At 38.7% G+C, this 17,916-nt stretch carries 19 protein-coding genes; 4 read left to right on the top strand and 15 right to left on the bottom strand.

The genetic code is table 11. The features are described from left to right. The first annotated feature begins 140 nt into the window (after nucleotides 1–140). The gene (locus H4J41_RS15515; RefSeq protein WP_182136233.1) at nucleotides 141–2,483 is read left to right on the top strand and encodes a Tex family protein; all 2,343 of its coding nucleotides are present in this window, start codon (nucleotides 141–143) and stop codon (nucleotides 2,481–2,483) included. A gap of 345 nt (nucleotides 2,484–2,828) precedes the next feature. On the opposite strand, the gene H4J41_RS15510 is transcribed toward H4J41_RS15515, so the two are convergent. Further along, nucleotides 2,829–3,863, bottom strand: coding sequence for a DcaP family trimeric outer membrane transporter (locus tag H4J41_RS15510; RefSeq protein WP_182136232.1), 1,035 nt, complete (start codon nucleotides 3,861–3,863; stop codon nucleotides 2,829–2,831). A 131-nt stretch (nucleotides 3,864–3,994) separates the two neighbouring features. Next, entirely contained in the window at nucleotides 3,995–4,492 is a 498-nt protein-coding gene (locus tag H4J41_RS15505; RefSeq protein ID WP_182136231.1) for an acyl-CoA synthetase, read from the bottom strand. A 287-nt stretch (nucleotides 4,493–4,779) separates the two neighbouring features. Here H4J41_RS15505 and H4J41_RS15500 point away from each other — a divergent pair, with 287 nt between their 5' ends. Next, complete coding sequence (locus H4J41_RS15500; RefSeq protein WP_182136230.1) at nucleotides 4,780–7,065, top strand: DPP IV N-terminal domain-containing protein; 2,286 nt, start codon at nucleotides 4,780–4,782, stop codon at nucleotides 7,063–7,065. 179 nt (nucleotides 7,066–7,244) lie between these two features. Here H4J41_RS15500 and H4J41_RS15495 read toward each other — a convergent pair whose 3' ends face one another. Both H4J41_RS15495 and H4J41_RS15490 read right to left on the bottom strand, forming a co-directional pair. Then, nucleotides 7,245–7,805, bottom strand: a complete 561-nt coding sequence (locus H4J41_RS15495; RefSeq protein ID WP_182136229.1) for a YceI family protein — start codon at nucleotides 7,803–7,805, stop codon at nucleotides 7,245–7,247. Nucleotides 7,806–7,819: 14 nt separating this feature from the next. Beyond that, nucleotides 7,820–8,389, bottom strand: coding sequence for a cytochrome b (locus H4J41_RS15490; RefSeq protein ID WP_220460985.1), 570 nt, complete (start codon nucleotides 8,387–8,389; stop codon nucleotides 7,820–7,822). 211 nt (nucleotides 8,390–8,600) lie between these two features. On the opposite strand from H4J41_RS15490, the gene H4J41_RS15485 reads away from it, so the two are divergent. Next, a complete protein-coding gene (locus tag H4J41_RS15485; protein ID WP_182136228.1) occupies nucleotides 8,601–8,912 on the top strand; it encodes a TraR/DksA C4-type zinc finger protein in 312 nt (103 codons plus the stop codon). An 11-nt stretch (nucleotides 8,913–8,923) separates the two neighbouring features. Beyond that, nucleotides 8,924–9,172, top strand: coding sequence for a YdcH family protein (locus tag H4J41_RS15480; protein ID WP_182136227.1), 249 nt, complete (start codon nucleotides 8,924–8,926; stop codon nucleotides 9,170–9,172). Between the two features lie 119 nt (nucleotides 9,173–9,291). Here the strand turns inward: H4J41_RS15480 and H4J41_RS15475 are convergent, their stop codons facing one another. From H4J41_RS15475 to H4J41_RS15425, 11 genes are all read right to left on the bottom strand, one after another. Then, complete coding sequence (locus tag H4J41_RS15475) at nucleotides 9,292–10,038, bottom strand: complement resistance protein TraT (protein WP_182136226.1); 747 nt, start codon at nucleotides 10,036–10,038, stop codon at nucleotides 9,292–9,294. 52 nt (nucleotides 10,039–10,090) lie between these two features. Beyond that, nucleotides 10,091–10,456 (bottom strand): hypothetical protein, encoded by a 366-nt coding sequence (locus H4J41_RS15470; protein WP_404842457.1) that lies wholly within the window; start codon nucleotides 10,454–10,456, stop codon nucleotides 10,091–10,093. A 346-nt stretch (nucleotides 10,457–10,802) separates the two neighbouring features. Further along, nucleotides 10,803–11,222 (bottom strand): F0F1 ATP synthase subunit epsilon, encoded by a 420-nt coding sequence (locus tag H4J41_RS15465; protein WP_182136225.1) that lies wholly within the window; start codon nucleotides 11,220–11,222, stop codon nucleotides 10,803–10,805. Nucleotides 11,223–11,268: 46 nt separating this feature from the next. Next, nucleotides 11,269–12,654, bottom strand: coding sequence for a F0F1 ATP synthase subunit beta (atpD, locus tag H4J41_RS15460; RefSeq protein ID WP_182136224.1), 1,386 nt, complete (start codon nucleotides 12,652–12,654; stop codon nucleotides 11,269–11,271). 58 nt (nucleotides 12,655–12,712) lie between these two features. After that, a complete protein-coding gene (gene atpG / locus H4J41_RS15455; protein ID WP_182136223.1) occupies nucleotides 12,713–13,573 on the bottom strand; it encodes a F0F1 ATP synthase subunit gamma in 861 nt (286 codons plus the stop codon). A 27-nt stretch (nucleotides 13,574–13,600) separates the two neighbouring features. Beyond that, nucleotides 13,601–15,142 carry a F0F1 ATP synthase subunit alpha gene (gene atpA / locus H4J41_RS15450; protein WP_182136222.1) on the bottom strand — a complete coding sequence of 514 codons (1,542 nt, stop codon included), beginning with the start codon at nucleotides 15,140–15,142 and terminating at the stop codon, nucleotides 13,601–13,603. Between the two features lie 13 nt (nucleotides 15,143–15,155). Further along, the gene (gene atpH, locus H4J41_RS15445; protein ID WP_182136221.1) at nucleotides 15,156–15,689 is read right to left on the bottom strand and encodes a F0F1 ATP synthase subunit delta; all 534 of its coding nucleotides are present in this window, start codon (nucleotides 15,687–15,689) and stop codon (nucleotides 15,156–15,158) included. 14 nt (nucleotides 15,690–15,703) lie between these two features. Further along, nucleotides 15,704–16,174: a F0F1 ATP synthase subunit B gene (atpF, locus tag H4J41_RS15440; protein WP_182136220.1), complete on the bottom strand. Its 471-nt coding sequence runs from the start codon at nucleotides 16,172–16,174 to the stop codon at nucleotides 15,704–15,706. 33 nt (nucleotides 16,175–16,207) lie between these two features. Further along, on the bottom strand, nucleotides 16,208–16,435 hold the full coding sequence (gene atpE / locus H4J41_RS15435; RefSeq protein WP_077284459.1) for a F0F1 ATP synthase subunit C: 228 nt from the start codon (nucleotides 16,433–16,435) through the stop codon (nucleotides 16,208–16,210). 86 nt (nucleotides 16,436–16,521) lie between these two features. Then, nucleotides 16,522–17,292 (bottom strand): F0F1 ATP synthase subunit A, encoded by a 771-nt coding sequence (atpB, locus tag H4J41_RS15430; protein WP_182136219.1) that lies wholly within the window; start codon nucleotides 17,290–17,292, stop codon nucleotides 16,522–16,524. A 17-nt stretch (nucleotides 17,293–17,309) separates the two neighbouring features. After that, entirely contained in the window at nucleotides 17,310–17,702 is a 393-nt protein-coding gene (locus H4J41_RS15425) for an ATP synthase subunit I (RefSeq protein WP_310649798.1), read from the bottom strand. Nucleotides 17,703–17,916: the final 214 nt, after the last annotated feature.

Raw genomic sequence — 17,916 nt, 5'->3', positions numbered from 1 at the left:
GCTTAACCTGTATAGTTTTTTCTCGCTGACAAGAAAAAATCTTAGTGGGTATATCGCACCTAGCGAGCGTTTGGGTATATACTATGTGCAACAAATAGACGGTAAACACCCCACTTTTATTCAACTAGGATCCCGTATAGATGACCCCCATTGCTGAGCAAATAGCCAAAGAAATTGATGTAAAAACCAGCCAAGTAAATGCGGCTATAAACTTATTAGATGAAGGTTCAACGGTTCCTTTTATTGCTCGCTATAGAAAAGAAGTCACTCAAGGGCTTGACGACAACCATTTGCGTTACTTAGCGCAACGCTTAGTTTATTTGCGAGATTTAGCCGATCGTCGAAAAGTTATTATGACCAATATCGAACAACAAGGTAAATTAAGCCCTGCGTTAGCGGCTGAACTCAATAATGCCGACAATAAAACTCGTTTAGAAGATCTTTACTTACCTTTTAAACCGAAAAGAAGAACCAAAGGGCAAATTGCGATTGCTGCGGGTTTAGAGCCTTTAGCCAATAAAATTTATAATAATTGGCAACTTAACCCTGAACAAGAAGCACAAGCCTTTATCAATAAAGAGCAGGGTTTTAGTGATGAAAATTCAGTACTTGAAGGTGCGCACTATATTCTGGTGGAGCGCTTTGCCGAAGACGCTAATTTAATTCAAAAATTACGTCGTCATTTACTTAAGCAAGCACACCTTTGCAGTAAATTAATCAAAGGCAAAGATAAAGCCGCAGCAAAATATCGTGATTACTTTCAGCATTCCGAATTATTAAAGTCGGTGCCATCACACCGTATGCTTGCTATGTTACGCGGTCGTAATGAAAAATTATTATCATTAAGTATTGATGTCGACCCCGGCCAAGAAGGGGCTTTTTCAAGTGCACAACAGCTGATCACCGAGCATTTCAATTTGCGCTTAACTGGGCAAGCTGCGGCAACATTTTTAACTAAAGTGGTACAAACAACCTGGAAAATAAAGTTAAGCCAAAGTTTGGAAACAGAATTATTAGGTCAATTACGCGAACAAGCGGAAATTGAAGCGATTAAGGTTTTTTCACGTAATTTAAACGACTTAATGATGGCGGCGCCAGCAGGGCCAAAAACAACCTTAGGTTTAGATCCCGGTCTTAGAACCGGCTGTAAATTGGCGATTGTTGATGCTACCGGTAAATTATTACAAACGGCGACTATATTTCCTCATGCGCCACAAAATCATTGGGATAAATCAGTACGTACTTTAGTTAATTTATGCCAACAACATAAAGTAGAATTAGTCGCGATAGGTAACGGCACGGCTTCACGTGAAAGTGACCAGCTTATCGCCGATGTTATTACTAAGTTAGAAACTAATAAGCCCACCAAAGTGATTGTCAGTGAAGCCGGCGCATCAGTCTATTCAGCATCAGAATTTGCCGCCAAAGAGTTTCCCGATTTAGATGTGTCAATTCGCGGTGCGGTATCTATTGCACGCCGCTTACAAGACCCCTTGGCAGAGCTAGTGAAAATAGATCCCAAAGCCATTGGTGTTGGTCAATATCAACATGATGTCAGCCAAAGTCAACTCAGCCAAACCTTAGACAATGTTATTGAAGATTGTGTTAACGCAGTAGGGGTTGACTTAAATAGTGCTTCTGCCGCTTTGTTATCACGGGTTTCAGGTTTAAACAAAACTATGGCAAATAATGTCGTTAGTTTTCGCGATGAACACGGCCGATTTAACAATCGCAATGAATTAAAAAAAGTCGCTCGCTTAGGACCAAAAGCCTTTGAACAAGCCGCAGGCTTCTTGCGCATAAGCCAGGGTAATAACCCGCTAGACTATTCAGGCGTTCATCCTGAAACTTACCGCTTAGTTGAGCAAATATTACAACAACTCGACACTGATATCAGTCAAGTAATGGGTAATATATCAACGCTAGAAAAAATTAATATCGACAGCTTAACTAGCGATGCTTTTGGTGCGCTAACCATTAAAGATATTATTAGCGAATTAGAAAAACCCGGTCGTGATCCTCGTCCAGAATTTAAAACCGCCACTTTTCAAGCCGGTGTTAATACCATTAACGACCTTAAAGTAGGCATGATACTCGAAGGGGTTATTTCTAACGTAGCGAATTTTGGCGCTTTTGTTGATGTGGGTGTGCATCAAGACGGTTTAGTGCATATTTCTTCACTGACCGATAAATTTGTCAGTGACCCGCATGAAATTGTCAAAGCCGGTGAAGTGGTCAAAGTTAAAGTGACGGAAGTTGACCCACAACGCAAACGCATCAGTTTAACGATGCGTTTAGATGAAACAATAGCACAAGCAAAAAGTCAGCCTTCAGGACAGTCTCAAAAAGCACAAGCTAACGACAAAAGTACTAAACAACCACAGCAGAGCAAAAATAAGGCAAAAACACAGCAACCAAAAGCGTCAAATAATGCCGCTATGGGTAATGCCTTTGCTGACGCTTTTGCCAACCTAAAAAAATAACTATAACTTATTGTTAAGTCCGCCGTTATGAGCTGTCAGTTAAAAGTTAAAAGCAAGCGCCATAAAGATAGCAGAAACCACTAAATCAAGATGGTCATTCATTAAGATGGATATGTTTACATGGAGGTAAGTCATTAGAGTAATGCAAGGAGCAATTACTTAGATGGCTTTGAACGGGATGCAGGATGCACTAAAGCCGTGAAGCTATCGATGGCCTGAACATCGTCATTCTTTCACATCCATATGATCATGACATACCTTTCATCCTGAACATAAAAAAGGGGAAGCAAAAAGCTTCCCCAAAAACAACCTCGGTTGGGAGGTTAACTAACGTAAGATGTTAAACTAAAGTACATATTTAGCTGAAAATTGTAAATAATCAGAATCCGCATTTTGATCTACAGATTCAAAGTTGCCTACTTCTACACCAAATGAAAGCTCTTTGGTGAAGCTTTTAATGAGATTAACACCCCAATGCCTTCTATCGGTATCAGCAACTTCTGTTGATGTTTTACCGTAAAATGCAGTGCTGCGAATATCATCACTCCAAAAATGGCGATAAGCGACCATATAAGATTTTGACTCTTCTACTTTTTCGCCCACTAAATCACGCGCGGCTACTGTACCAACGTAACGTCCGGTTTCGCCACCGTGAATTTGAAAACGCAAGTCATCTTTACCAAACGTGTTGATTTTACCCGTAATACCGTAACCAAATGCTGACTCAGAATTACCACCAACAGTATTTAATTGACGCGCTAAACCGGCGACAGAAACATTACCCCAGTCACCATTAAAGGTATACTTAGCAACAACGTCAGGCATAGAATCTTGACTTGAATCACCTTTGTCAGATTCAGGGTTTTCTAAGGCAACTTGAAAGTTACCTTGGGTATAACGTACTTGCCCTTGTCTAATAAACGCAACGGCATTAAGCGGGCCACCAAAATCGACTCCGTCAACTAAAGCACTGGTATTGACAAATGTTGACCATGTTTGACCAACTAGAATATTTTTATATTTGATAAATGCGTGACGCAATCTTGGATTTACCGAGTTTGAAACAATTTCATTACCACCGCCGCCATGAAGATCAAACTCAATAAAGCCAGTTACATCACCATGAACATATTTAGTATTAATGCGCGTCTCTGTTGCACGAAAGCTAGTGCGAGAAATATCGCCAACGTTACCTGCACCGACCCAATAATCATTAGTGATACTGTTAATGTTACCGTCAACATATCGTGCGTCTAATTTGACATAACCACCAAAAGTAATTGTATCTTCATCTGACAATTTAATTTCATAACCAGCAGTCGCGCTGCCGGCCATAGCTAAAAGACCTGTTGCTAATAAAAGCTTTTTCTTATTAAACATTTTTACTTTCCCCGTGTGTTATTTATCTTAGAGCAACAAAAGATATGCTCTGGTCGTGTTTTAATCGTTTTAATTTTTGATAGCGTATTTTTAATAAAAATTAAAAACCGTTATCGTTTTTTTTATAATTTTTATGCTGCATAATTCATGGTTATATTTTGAGACTTTAATATTTTTCTAGAAACATTTTTGTTTTGAGCAATCGGTAATTGATCAACAAATTTGATGGTATCAGCCTGAGCAAAGTCACCCAAACAGCCAACAAGCTTTGCATTAATAGTGTTTGATAGTGTTGATAATTCAGTCGCTGGGTTATTTAACTCAACATAGACATGAATCGCATTGCCTTTTTTCTCGTGAGGAACGCCAAACACAACGACCTGATTAACATCGGCTAATTGCTCAATAAACTCTTCTATTGTTTGGTTAGCAACACGATAACCACTGACTTTATCAGCAGCAGTAGCTTGTGACACTAACCAGATATAATCTTGCTCGCGAGCTAATAACGTATCTTCATTAATAAAATTTTTGTCACTGAAATAAAACCATTCACCATTGCTCGACTGCAACCAAGACAATTGTGCTTGTTGACCACTCTGATCACTATGATTAAACAAGTTCGGCATATTACTCTCTATTTCATCACTTTGATCGAATTTTAATCAAAGCTATTTATTATGTTAGTAACAGTAGAGAGTTAGCGTTAGTTTATAAATTAGACCTAAGTCTAAAATTGACAAAAAATAACCTAGACTTTAGTCTAGATAAAGTAAAAATCAACGAATTAGCGGCAAGTGAATGGTTAGCTATCGCAATCAATATTCATCTGGTCGAAAATCTCCACAGTACCGTTATCAGAAATGATAACATCTTAAAAATCCTATTTTTATAACTGATAAAATCAAGGTTATTCATGGTTTCAAAAATAAAATCTATATCATCAAGCACGGTTTTAGCATGCCTAGCTTTTAGTGTTAATGCTGAATCACTGAACATTGAAAAATACCAACAAGCTGAGCGTCAACTGAGCAAACACACCGAAAAATTAGTTGTTGGCACAGTAGAATATCCAAGCTGGACTGAAAACAATAAGCTGATTTATAGCAGCCAGACCCAGCAAGGCAAAAAATTTTTTATCTTTGACGCAGTAACAAAAGAAAAGAAATTGGCCTTCGATCATCAAAAACTTACCCGCGCATTAGCTCGCCTTACTGAACAAGAAATAAAACCAGAAAATTTACCTTTTAATCGCTTTGAACTGATAAGTGAAAAATTAATTTCGCTAACTTTAGATGATAAATTATACCAATGTAATATTGATAATTACTTATGTCAACTGAGTGCAATTGCGATTAAAGACAGTGAGTTAGTTTCGCCTAATGGCAAGCTCGCAGTTTATATTAAAGCGCACAACTTATGGCTGCGTAACCTTAACGATAATAGCGAGAAACAATTAACCACTGATGGGATAGAAAACTTTGGTTACGCCACCAATAATGCAGGCTGGGTTCGCGGTGACAAGCCGGTAGTAAAATGGTCACCCGATTCGAAAAAACTCACCACCTTTAAACATGACAGCCGAAACGTTGGCGAAATGGCTATAGTGTCTACCGCGGTTGGTCACCCTGAAATTGATGTTTGGAAATATCCATTACCGGGTGATAAAAACATCTTCAAAATTCACCGTGTAGTGATTAATATTGAGCAGGCGAATGTAGTGGTGCTAGATATGCCTGCCGATGATCACAGATCAACCATAACAGACCATGTTGCTGGTAGTGATGGTAGTTTGTTAGACGTTGACTGGTCGAGCGACAGCAGTCATTTTGCTTTTGTCTCATCAACACGCGATCACAAAACTGCAAGCTTAAAAATAGCAGATGCTGTAAGCGGTAAAGTGCGTACAGTGTTAACTGAAACTGCTGAGAGCTTTTTCGAGTCAGGTGTTAGTGGCATTAGTTGGCAATACCTTGATCAAAGTAATGAGTTTATTTGGTTTTCTCAACGCTCAAATTGGGGGCATTTATATTTAGTTGATGCCATAACGGGTAAAATTAAAAATCAAATAACCCAGGGCGATTGGACCGTTTTAGAATTACTCAATGTTGATGAAAAAACGGGGAAACTCATTTTTTCTGCTGCGGGTAAAGAAGCTGGAGATCCCTATTTTCATTATCTTTATAGTATTAACAAAGATAGCTCAGATTTTACCTTATTAAGCCCTGAGCAAAAGCATCACCGTATTACCTTGAGTAACAATGCTGAATATTTCTTAGACCGAGTCTCAACACCAAACCAAGCAGAAACCAGTTTTATTCGCAGCACTAACAGTAAATCAGGTTTTATCATCGAACAAATGGACATTACCAAGCTTACCGATACCGGTTGGCAAGCGCCTACGCCATTTATTGTTAAAGACCGTAATAACGAGCATGACATCTATGGACTAATGTATAAGCCTAGCGATTTTGACGCCAGTAAGTCTTATCCTGTGGTCAATTATTTATACCCTGGTCCGCAAGTAGGCAGTATTCGTGGTCGTCATTTTAGAAGCGCTAGAGGTGATAACCAAGCAATTGCTGAACTTGGCTTTATTGTTATCGAAATTGACGCCTTAGGTACACCTGGTCGTTCAAAAAGCTTCCATGAGTTTTATTATCAAAACATGGGTGATAGCGGCATTCCAGACCAAGTATCCGCCATTAAACAACTCGCAAAAAAATATCACTGGATTGATAGTACCCGTGTTGGCATTTGGGGCCATTCAGGTGGTGGGTTTGCTTCAACACGCGCTTTGTTAACTTATCCAGACTTTTATTCAGTGGCTGTTTCACAAGCCGGTAATCATGACAATAGAAACTATGCGGATGAGTGGGGTGAAAAGTATCACGGTATGTTAGTAAAAAATGAGGATGGCACCAGCAACTACGACAGCCAAGCAAATCAATTAATCGTTGAAAACCTAAAAGGTAAGCTACTTATTGCCCATGGTACAACTGATACCAATGTACCACCCTATAACACTCTAATTGTTGTAGAAGCGTTAATTGCAGCTAATAAAGACTTTGATATGCTGATGCTACCGAACCGTGGTCATGGCTTTGCCAGAAAACCGTATATGATGCGTAAACGCTGGGATTACTTTGTACAGCATTTGCTGGCATTAACACCACCAAAAGAGTTTACCTTTAGCGAGTAATTATATAAGCCCAATATAGCGGTATTAATAGCAGCCGATAGCGTAAAAATATCGGCTTTTAACTCGCGTTAATATTATCTCGTTAACAACCCAATTAGGTTGATGAAATTAACCTAAACGGTTATAAAATTTAAGCGAAAAAAAAGGGCACATGGCCCTTTTTTAATCAACTTTATTTATTACTGGCGAATGCCTTCAATATGTAAAGTCAGATCTACTTTGCCATAATCTTTTTTAAAACCAAAGTCTGCCATAGCAATAGTGGCCGTACCGCTAAAGCCGGCACGGTAACCACCCCAAGGATCATCACCTTCACCGACTTTAACGGCGTCAATGGTTAATGGGTGAGTAATACCGTGCATGGTAAAACTTCCTATTATGGCAAGTTTACCATCACCTTTATCTTCAACTTTGCTGCTAGTAAATGTCGCTTGTGCATATTTGCTAACATCTAAAAAATCATCTGAACGTACATGTTTGTCACGTTTAGCATGATTTGAATCAAAACTTGAGGTATCTACAATTACCTCAATTTTAGCTGCAGAAACATTATCTTTGTCATAAGAGAAGTTACCTGAAAAGTCGTTGAATCGACCAGCAAGTACACTAAAACCCAGATGGCTCGCAGCAAAATTAATCGAGGCGTGAGCCCCTTCAGTATCAATAACATAATCAGCGGCTAAAGCTGGTATTAGTACACTCGAGGTTAATAGAGCGCTAGCAAGTAATTTTTTTTTCATATCAGTTCCTTTAATTATTTATCTGTGGTTTTAGTCATACGTTTTAGCGTGACGTCTTGGTCAATCAAATGGTGTTTTAAGGCAGCTAATGCATGCAATAACGCGAAAATTATTATGCCGTATGCTACGTAATAATGTACCACACCTGCAATATCTTCCTGGTTTTTTATCCCCAGTACCCATGGTATAACCTTAAACCAATCAAAAACAGCAATGGCTTTATCATTAGCACTGGTGATCAAGTAACCAGAAATTAAAACAGTAAACAGCGTGATATACAAAATAAATATCATTAAAGCTGAAGCTTTTTTCTCAAAAGCACTATGACTAGTTATTGCACCGGGAGAGCCGGCAATACGACGCCACAACAATCTAAATATAGTGACCATTAATAAAAGTATCCCAACACTTTCATGCCAGTGCGGGGCTAGTTGATACCATTGACTTGAGTAGTTTAACTCGACCATCCAAAACCCTAAGGCAAATAACGAAAAAACCGTTAAGGCCGAGAGCCAGTGTAGTAATTTACTCAGCAAGCCGTATTGTTGCTGACTGTTTTTCCACGACACTTTATTGTGAACCATTTTCTTTCTTGATGATGACTGGGCTATTTAGTTTAGCTACTCACTAACAAAAAACCCAGTTATTTAGACGAAAAATAATACCTTTGGTCGCCATTCGCTGACTAAGTTTTAACCCTGAAATAATGTAAAAACTTGAGCAAATTATTGCGCTAGATCAAAACAGATAGCAACTAGAGGCTTAAAATGAATTGAGGCTTAAGGAGGAATGCTAATGAATAAAGAAATTCTAAGTAGTTTATTAGAAAAAAAATCTGAACTTCAAAGACGTATTAGTGCAATTGAAGCAGACTTTAGAAAAGGTCGTTCTCAAGACTTTTCTGAACAGACTTGTGAAAACGAAAATAATGAAGTGCTTAATGAAATTCATCACGAAGCTAAAATTGAACTAGGCTTAATTAACCAAGCGTTAACTCGTTTTGAAAATAATGAATATGGTTTTTGCAGCCAATGCACTGAAGTTATCAATCCAGAGCGTTTAAAAATATTACCTTATATCAATACTTGTATTAATTGTGCCGAATAGGAGCAACCCTAATGATAGAAAAACACGCTTTACACCATGAATTTCCAGAATTAGAAAAAGAAATCCATCACTTAAAAGTGCAAGATGCACATTTTGCCCGCTTATTTAAAGATTATCATCAGTTAGATAAAGAAATTTACCGTATAGAGGTTGGTGTTGAGTCAACATCAGATACGTATTTAGAACAACAAAAACTAGCCCGTTTACACTTAAAAGATGAGTTATATACTTTACTAAAAAAAGCACAGTTATCAGCATAAAGTCAGTAATAGTTAAGTCACAGCTAAGCTATAGTTAAGCTATGGTTAGGTTATAAAAAGCCACAACGCTTAAAAAAATTGTGGCTTATCAACATAACTAGCTTATATCGGCTCAACTATTAAAAAAATGCCGACATTGCATAGGCTGTTTTATCGAACATTAGTGGCTGCGCCTCTTCAAGTTCTAAATTAGCTTTATTTGCTGTAGTCACCACTCTGGTTCTATACTCTTTCATACTTGTTGCCTCTGAATAAGTTTGAGTGCTTGCGCCATCATCAGATATTTTAGTATTCACTTTTGAGTCACGACGAACAATAACGCCTTTTTTAGCACGCTCTTTAATTTGTATGTCAGCAACAAGTAAATACACCACATCTTGCACATAAGCGTTTGCAACCGTTGAAGCTAACCCAACAACAAGACCTGCTGCTGCTGCACCTCGATATGAGCCACCAGTAGCTGCTGATGCTACCGCACCTATACTTGCACCTTGAAAACCCGCACTTAATGCTGATGCTGCCGCTTCAGGTGTAGTTTTCTCTAAGTTTCTGACAAAAACACTCATCCTATACTGAGATTTCTCAGGATCATCTGTCAAAGTATAGCCATTACCACTATTAACTAATTGGTGAGAAAGTGCTTTTCTAAATGAAACACGATCAAACTCCATTACCGCACTCCTAACCTCTAAATAAATTTTTCTTTTATTTGCTGGCACAGGATCAACAAATATAGATGTACTTATTTTTGTTTGTACATCTAAGTTCCTTTTAGCCACTGAGGTGTGAATTGCCGAGCAACTCGCCAGTGTAGTAATAATTAAACCAACAAAACTGAATTTGAGTAACATCTTCCATCTTTTCATAATATTTCCTTTATATAGTTAGATTTACAGCCCTGTGATAAATAATATTTTTCTAATAATAATAGCGGCCATGATAACGATAGTAATATTGACAGTTTCTATATTGAGTCCAGTTATGACGTAATAAATCTCGACATGTGTAACCTCGACGCCAATAGTTGCCACTATACTCAGGCGGCTTAATATTTTTTTCCAACATACTTTTGATATAGGAATTGACTTCTTCTGGTCGTTCAGCGAGAAAAGGTTTAGAGAAAACCTCTGCGTTCATGTCTGCTTGTGCTTTTGCTAAAGCATCGTCTTCTTCACTAGCACTAGCACTAGCACTAGTAGCAAACATGAAACTAAAGACAAAAACCAAATATTTCAAGGCCTTAAAAAAACACTGCGGAAGTGAAAATATACGTTTGTGATACATATTTACCCCTTAAGTAATGTCAACACTATGGTTCTACTACATACCTCTATAGTACGTTTTTCGTACAAATTCAATTTTTTCAAAAAAATATCTAGTAAAATCCACTGCTAATGGCTCTAGCCAACTTTAAATTTGTCTATGATTATTTTCTTACTTTGACGGGAAATTATTAATTTAAAACAATGAGGTAGGGTTAAAATGATCGTTGGATTGGCTGAATTAAGTGGAGTAGTGGAGTAGTGGAGTAAACATTTTTTCAACCATCATAAATAATAAAAAAGCGACTATTTACCGAAGTAAAAGTCGCTTTTTTTTTATCACTAAAACTTAATGTTAAACGCGGAGGTTATTTTTTACTTGTTGCTTGGATAACACGTAATTGCGCAACAGCACGAGCTAGTTCAGCTGCGGCTTCTGCGTAATCAACATCATTACCATGTTCATTCAAGTGTTTCTCTGCGCGTTCTTTAGCCTGTAGTGCAGCTTGTTCATCTAAATCAGCGCCACGTACAGCGATATCCGCTAATACAGTAACGTTATTTGGTTGAACTTCTAGCATACCGCCAGAAAGATAAATGATTTCTTCATCACCACCTTTTTTAACGATTCTTGCCATACCAGGTTTTAGTGAGGTCAGCAAAGGTGCGTGACCAGGCATAATGCCTAATTCACCTTCGCTACCTGTGATCTGTAATGATTCAATGCTACCCGAAAATAAACTTTCTTCAGCGCTTACAACATTCAGATTTACAGAAAGTAATGCCATTTGACCTCCTAATAGGTGACTAACTTATGTTAATCACCAGCCTTCATTACATGTTTTTAGCTTTTTCAGCTGCTTCTTCAATAGAACCAACCATGTAGAAAGCCTGCTCAGGTAAATCATCATACTCGCCTGCAAGTAATCCTTTAAAGCCACTAATTGTGTCTTTAAGTGATACATACTTACCAGGAGAGCCGGTGAATACTTCAGCAACAAAGAAGGGTTGAGATAAGAAACGTTGAATCTTACGTGCGCGATTCACCGATAATTTATCTTCTTCAGATAACTCATCCATACCTAATATGGCGATGATATCTTTAAGTTCTTTGTAACGTTGTAATGTTGATTGAACACCACGAGCTGTTTCATAATGCTCAGCACCAACTACTAACGGGTCTAATTGACGCGAAGTAGAATCTAGTGGGTCAATTGCAGGGTAAATACCTTGCGAAGCAATATCACGACTCAATACAACTGTTGCATCTAAGTGAGCAAAAGTAGTAGCTGGAGAGGGATCAGTCAAATCATCTGCTGGTACGTATACCGCTTGGATTGAAGTGATTGAACCTTTCTTCGTTGAAGTAATACGCTCTTGCAATACGCCCATTTCTTCAGCAAGTGTTGGTTGATAACCAACCGCTGATGGCATACGGCCTAGCAATGCAGATACTTCAGTACCAGCTAAGGTGTAACGGTAAATATTATCAACAAAGAATAATACGTCACGACCTTCATCACGGAATTTTTCAGCCATTGTCAAACCAGTAAAGGCAACACGTAAACGGTTTCCTGGAGGCTCGTTCATTTGACCGTAAACAAGTGATACTTTATCAAGTACATTTGAATCATTCATTTCATGATAGAAATCGTTACCTTCACGAGTACGCTCACCTACACCAGCAAATACTGAGTAGCCGCTATGCTCGATCGCAATGTTACGAATAAGTTCCATCATGTTAACGGTTTTACCAACACCAGCACCACCGAATAAACCTACTTTACCACCCTTAGCGAATGGACAAACTAAATCTATTACTTTGATACCAGTTTCAAGTAGTTCATTTGACAACGCCTGGTCAGCATAGGCTGGCGCTTGACGGTGAATTGACCACTTTTCTTCTTCACCGATTGGGCCAGCTTCATCGATAGGCTCACCCAATACGTTCATAATGCGACCCAATGTACATACACCTACTGGTACTTGGATGTTACTACCTGTGTTTTCTACGTTCAGACCACGACGCAAACCATCTGATGAACCCATGGCGATAGTACGAACTACACCACCACCTAATTGCTGTTGTACTTCTAGTACTAAGCCTGAAAGGTCACCTTCAGTTACATTTAACGCGTCATATACCTGAGGTACAGCATCTTGTGGAAATTCTACATCCACAACTGCGCCAATGATTTGGACGACTTTACCTGTACTCATGTTTAATCCTCTAATCTTGTGCTCTTATTTACTAATAAAATAAACAAAGAACCTTTGCTTATACCGCTGCTGCACCAGCACAAATTTCACCCAATTCTTGAGTAATACTTGCTTGACGCGCTTTGTTGTATACCAATTGTAAATCATCAATTAAGTCACCCGCATTATCAGTTGCAGATTTCATTGCAACCATACGAGCGGCTTGTTCACAGGCGAGGTTTTCAACCACACCTTGATATACTTGAGATTCTGTATAACGTACCAATAAATGTTCAAGTATTGCTTGAGCATCAGGTTCGTATATATAATCCCAGCGATGCTTAATAGCGTCATCATCTGACTTAGGCAAAGGTAAAAGTTGATCGATTGTCGGCTTTTGCGTCATGGTATTAACAAACTTGTTATATACAATGAACAATCTGTCTATCTCACCATTATCATAGGCATTTAGCATAACCTTCACACTACCGATTAAATCGGTTAGCGATGGGCTATCACCTAATCCTGAAATTTGTGAAACAACTTTAGCACCCATATTGTTGAAAAATGACGTAGCTTTAGAACCCACTACGGCAAATTCAACTTCGGCACCAGCTGTTTGGTGTTTACCTGCATCAGCAAGTACTTGTTTAAATAAATTAATATTTAAACCACCACACAAACCACGGTCTGTTGAGACAACGATATAACCTACGCGCTTAGCTTCACGTTCAACCATATATGGATGACGAAATTCTAAATTACCAAGCGCGATGTGACCGATCACATTTCGCATATTTTCAGCGTATGGACGAGAGGCAGCCATGCTTTCTTGCGCTTTACGCATTTTGCTTGCTGCAACCATTTCCATTGCGCTGGTGATCTTCTGTGTGTTTTTTACACTTCCGATCTTCGATTTTATCTCTTTACCACCGGCCATGACTATTCTCCGAAAAGGTTAACTAAATTACCAAGTTTGAGTAGCTTTGAAAGCTTCAATCGCTTTCGCTAAACCAGACTCGATATCTTTGTTATAGTCGCCTTTTTCATTGATAGTAGCCATCAACTCAGCGTGGTCATTGTTTACGTATGAACGTAATGCATCTTCAAAATCAACAACTTTGTTGATAGCGATATCATTTAAAAAGCCTTTTTCTGCGGCAAATAAAGATACAGCTGTTTCAGCAATTGACAATGGGCTGTATTGCTTTTGCTTCATCAATTCAGTAACGCGTTGACCATGCTCTAATTGAGCACGTGTAGCGTCATCTAAATCTGAGGCAAATTGAGCAAAGGCTGCTAATTCGGCATATTGTGCTAATGCTAAACGAATACCACCACCTAATTTCTTGATGATTTTAGTTTGAGCAGCACCACCAACACGTGATACAGAAATACCAGCGTTAACCGCAGGACGAATACCTGAGTTAAATAGGTTAGATTCTAAGAAAATCTGACCATCGGTAATTGAGATTACGTTAGTAGGTACGAATGCAGATACATCACCCGCTTGCGTTTCAATGATAGGTAATGCTGTTAAAGAACCTGTTTTGCCTTTAACTGCGCCTTTTGTGAAACGTTCAACGTATGCTTCGTTTACACGAGCAGCACGTTCAAGTAAACGACTGTGAAGATAGAAAACATCACCTGGGTAAGCTTCACGGCCTGGCGGACGACGTAAAAGTAATGAAATTTGACGGTAAGCAACTGCTTGCTTAGACAAATCATCATATACGATTAGTGCATCTTCACCACGATCTCGGAAGTATTCACCCATAGTACAGCCAGAATATGCTGACAAGTACTGAAGTGCGGCTGCTTCAGAAGCGCCAGCTACAACAACGATAGTATTATCTAACGCGCCGTGTTCTTCTAATGAGCGAACTAAGTTAGCAACCGTAGAGGCTTTTTGGCCAATAGCTACGTATACACACTTAATACCTGTGTCTTTCTGATTGATAATTGCATCTAATGCGATTGCAGATTTACCAATTTGACGGTCACCAATGATAAGTTCACGTTGGCCACGTCCAATTGGAATCATTGAATCGATTGATTTAATACCTGTTTGTACAGGTTGATCAACAGACTTACGATCGATTACACCTGGTGCTACCATTTCAACTGGTGCAAAACCATCGTTTTCGATAGGTCCCTTACCGTCAATTGGCTCGCCAAGTGTGTTAACAACGCGACCTAATAAGCCACGTCCTACTGGTACTTCTAAAATACGACCAGTACATTTTACTTTAACGCCTTCAGCTAGATCCGCATAAGGACCCATAACTACCGCACCGACCGAATCACGGTCAAGGTTTAAAGCGATAGCAAAGCGATTGCCAGGAAGTTCAATCATCTCACCTTGCATTACGTCTGCAAGACCATGAATACGAATGATACCGTCAGTTACAGAAACGATAGTACCTTCATTACGAGCTTCACTAACTACGTCAAACTGTTCAATACGACTCTTGATCAGTTCAGCGATTTCAGTGGAATTCAGTTGCATACTCTGTTCCCCGTTAGGATTGCATTATTGTTGCTAAGCGGTTCAATTTACCTCGTACTGAACCATCTATTACCATGTCACCAGCTTTTATTACTAAGCCAGAGACTACGTTTGCATCAATGTTACAATTAAGTTTTACTTTTCGAGCCAAACGCTTTTCAAGCGCAGCGCATAATGTAGTTTCTTGTTCTGCTGTTAATTCAACAGCAGACGTTACATCCACAGAAACTGTTTTCTCATGTTCCGCTTTTAATTCACGAAACTGAGTAACAACTTGTGGTAGCACCAATAAACGTTGATTTTCAGCCATCACTTTAATTAAGTTTTGGCCATTGCTATCAAGTTGAACATCACAGACTTTCAAAAAAATGTCTTGTGCTTGTTCTACTGACGCGCCACCAGAAAGATAATTCTTTATAGTAGTGTCGTCAGCAACTTGTGCAGCGAAAACTAGCATTTCTAACCAGTTTTCGACTGTATTCGCTTCGATAGCAAAATCAAACGCCGCTTTAGCGTAGGGACGAGCGATGGTTGTCAATTCAGACATAAGCTCATTTCCCTCTAAAGTTCAGCTACAAGTTTATCTAAAATGTCGCTATGTACAGCGGCATCGATTGAACGCTCAAGAATTTTCTCTGCACCAGCAACTGCTAAAATAGCAACTTGTTGACGTAGTTCTTCTTTTGCTTGGTTACGTTCAGTATCAATTTCTGCATGACCTGACGCTAAGATTTTATCTTTCTCAGCATGTGCTTTAACTGCAGCTTCTTCAATTATCTGAACTTCACGCTTTTTAGCAGCTTCTACAATACCTGCCGCTTGCGCTTTAGCTTCTTTTAATTGTGCTGTAGCTTTCTCTTGAGCAAGCTCAAGATCTTTAGCCGCACGGTCAGAAGCAGCAAGCCCATCAGCAATAATTGCTTGGCGTGCTTCGATGGCACCAATAATTGGTGGCCATACATACTTCATACAAAAAATTACGAATACGATAAATGCGATTAATTCACCAACTAAGGTCATATTAAGATTCATTTATGTATCTCCTATTAAAATTCGCGTTATAAATTAAGCTGGAACACCAACTGCGAATAATAGGTATAAGCCGATAGCAACACCGATCATAGCAATAGCATCGATAAGACCTGCAACGATGAACATTTTAACTTGAAGTTGAGGTGCTAATTCAGGTTGACGTGCAGCAGACTCTAAAAATTTGCCACCAAGTAAACCAAAACCAATCGCAGTACCAAGAGCACCTAGACCGATTAATAAAGCAACAGCGATATATAACATATTTATCTCCGATTATTTAAGTAAAGTTATAAAGTTTAAAAACTAAGGTTGAAACTGTTATTCATCCCCCCGAAGGGGTAAGAAATTTAATGATCTTCGTGCGCTAGACTCAAGTATAAAATCGTTAGCATCATGAAAATAAACGCTTGTAATGGGATGATTAACAAGTGAAAAGCAGCCCATAAGAAGTGTACTGGCAATTGGAATACACCAATTGTCGCAATCAATAAGAAGATCAATTCACCGGCGTACATATTACCAAACAAACGAAGTGCGAGTGATAACGGGCGAGCCAGTAAGGTAACCATCTCTAAAATAAAGTTAACCGGGTAGAGTGACCAATGACCAAATGGCTGGGTCGTTAGCTCTTTAATAAATCCACCGATACCTTTTACTTTAATTGAGTAATAAAGGATAAGAACAAAAACACCTAACGCTAAAGCAAAGGTCATGTTTGGATCTGTTGTTGGTACGGCTTTCATGTAATTAACACCAAACAACTCAAAGATACGCGGTATTAAATCCACCGGTACCCAGTCCATGGCGTTCATTAATAAAACCCAAACAAAAATAGTTAAGGCCAATGGCGCGATAACTGGATTTTTACCGTGAAAGGTACTTTTAACACTGTCATCAACAAATTCAACGACCATTTCAACTGCACATTGCAATCTACCGGGTACACCGGTACTTGCTTTTTTGGCAACTGAACGAAACAACATGATAAATACCAAACCTAAAAACACCGACCAACCAAGCGTATCTATGTGAACGGTCATAAAACCCTCACCGACAGACAAATTGGTTAGATGGTGTTTAATATATTCTTGGCTGGTAATTTCCGCACCTGAAGACATATTAATGATCCCAATGATTAAAGTTTAAATAAAAATGGTGTTAATAACGGCAAAGCCACTACTAAACAATAACTGCTGAAAAAAGCTATGGGCTCTATCGCTAAAAATTTAAAGGCTAGCGCAAACAAAAAGGCCGTTAATACTATTTTCAATTTTTCGCCACTATAAAAGGCATCTAAGACCTTTTCTGACGATCTTGCTCCGGCATATTTAAATGCTTTATGAGCAAAGACAAAATTAGGGATTATACTGATTGCGCCACCACTTAATACCGAGTGTGCAAACGATAATCCCCAAATAAAATATGTTGCTACACTGCAAAGCAAAACAATGACTATCGAGACTAATATTTGCTTAAAAGCAAATTCTCTTCCTGGCCTAGCTAACTCATTGTGAATAAATAAACTCACCAGAAACTCCTACGACATTTTTCGTAATGCTTACAGTTTTTTAAAGATAATTTTCCATCTCTAAAAAGCCGTCGCAAGTATACTGAATTACAGCACTAATGCAACAAGAGAGGCCGCTCATTGGTAACATTTTCTGCAAAATTTGCCACTAAATGAATAAATTACGACTAAGGTATAATCCCAGTACTACTAAGGTATAATCCGAGATTAAAAC

This window comes from Colwellia sp. MB3u-45, from assembly GCF_014077005.1.
GTDB lineage: Bacteria > Pseudomonadota > Gammaproteobacteria > Enterobacterales > Alteromonadaceae > Cognaticolwellia.
This window is presented reverse-complemented; position numbering and strand designations above follow the sequence as displayed.

Bases quoted from the DNA above. Each gene is read 5' to 3' on its own strand.
- H4J41_RS15515 (WP_182136233.1), top strand. From the start codon at position 141: ATGACCCCCATTGCTGAGCAAATAGCCAAAGAAATTGATGTAAAAACC.
- H4J41_RS15510 (WP_182136232.1), bottom strand. From the start codon at position 3,863: ATGTTTAATAAGAAAAAGCTTTTATTAGCAACAGGTCTTTTAGCTATG.
- H4J41_RS15505 (WP_182136231.1), bottom strand. From the start codon at position 4,492: ATGCCGAACTTGTTTAATCATAGTGATCAGAGTGGTCAACAAGCACAA.
- H4J41_RS15500 (WP_182136230.1), top strand. From the start codon at position 4,780: ATGGTTTCAAAAATAAAATCTATATCATCAAGCACGGTTTTAGCATGC.
- H4J41_RS15495 (WP_182136229.1), bottom strand. From the start codon at position 7,805: ATGAAAAAAAAATTACTTGCTAGCGCTCTATTAACCTCGAGTGTACTA.
- H4J41_RS15490 (WP_220460985.1), bottom strand. From the start codon at position 8,389: ATGGTTCACAATAAAGTGTCGTGGAAAAACAGTCAGCAACAATACGGC.
- H4J41_RS15485 (WP_182136228.1), top strand. From the start codon at position 8,601: ATGAATAAAGAAATTCTAAGTAGTTTATTAGAAAAAAAATCTGAACTT.
- H4J41_RS15480 (WP_182136227.1), top strand. From the start codon at position 8,924: ATGATAGAAAAACACGCTTTACACCATGAATTTCCAGAATTAGAAAAA.
- H4J41_RS15475 (WP_182136226.1), bottom strand. From the start codon at position 10,038: ATGAAAAGATGGAAGATGTTACTCAAATTCAGTTTTGTTGGTTTAATT.
- H4J41_RS15470 (WP_404842457.1), bottom strand. From the start codon at position 10,456: ATGTATCACAAACGTATATTTTCACTTCCGCAGTGTTTTTTTAAGGCC.
- H4J41_RS15465 (WP_182136225.1), bottom strand. From the start codon at position 11,222: ATGGCATTACTTTCTGTAAATCTGAATGTTGTAAGCGCTGAAGAAAGT.
- atpD (WP_182136224.1), bottom strand. From the start codon at position 12,654: ATGAGTACAGGTAAAGTCGTCCAAATCATTGGCGCAGTTGTGGATGTA.
- atpG (WP_182136223.1), bottom strand. From the start codon at position 13,573: ATGGCCGGTGGTAAAGAGATAAAATCGAAGATCGGAAGTGTAAAAAAC.
- atpA (WP_182136222.1), bottom strand. From the start codon at position 15,142: ATGCAACTGAATTCCACTGAAATCGCTGAACTGATCAAGAGTCGTATT.
- atpH (WP_182136221.1), bottom strand. From the start codon at position 15,689: ATGTCTGAATTGACAACCATCGCTCGTCCCTACGCTAAAGCGGCGTTT.
- atpF (WP_182136220.1), bottom strand. From the start codon at position 16,174: ATGAATCTTAATATGACCTTAGTTGGTGAATTAATCGCATTTATCGTA.
- atpE (WP_077284459.1), bottom strand. From the start codon at position 16,435: ATGTTATATATCGCTGTTGCTTTATTAATCGGTCTAGGTGCTCTTGGT.
- atpB (WP_182136219.1), bottom strand. From the start codon at position 17,292: ATGTCTTCAGGTGCGGAAATTACCAGCCAAGAATATATTAAACACCAT.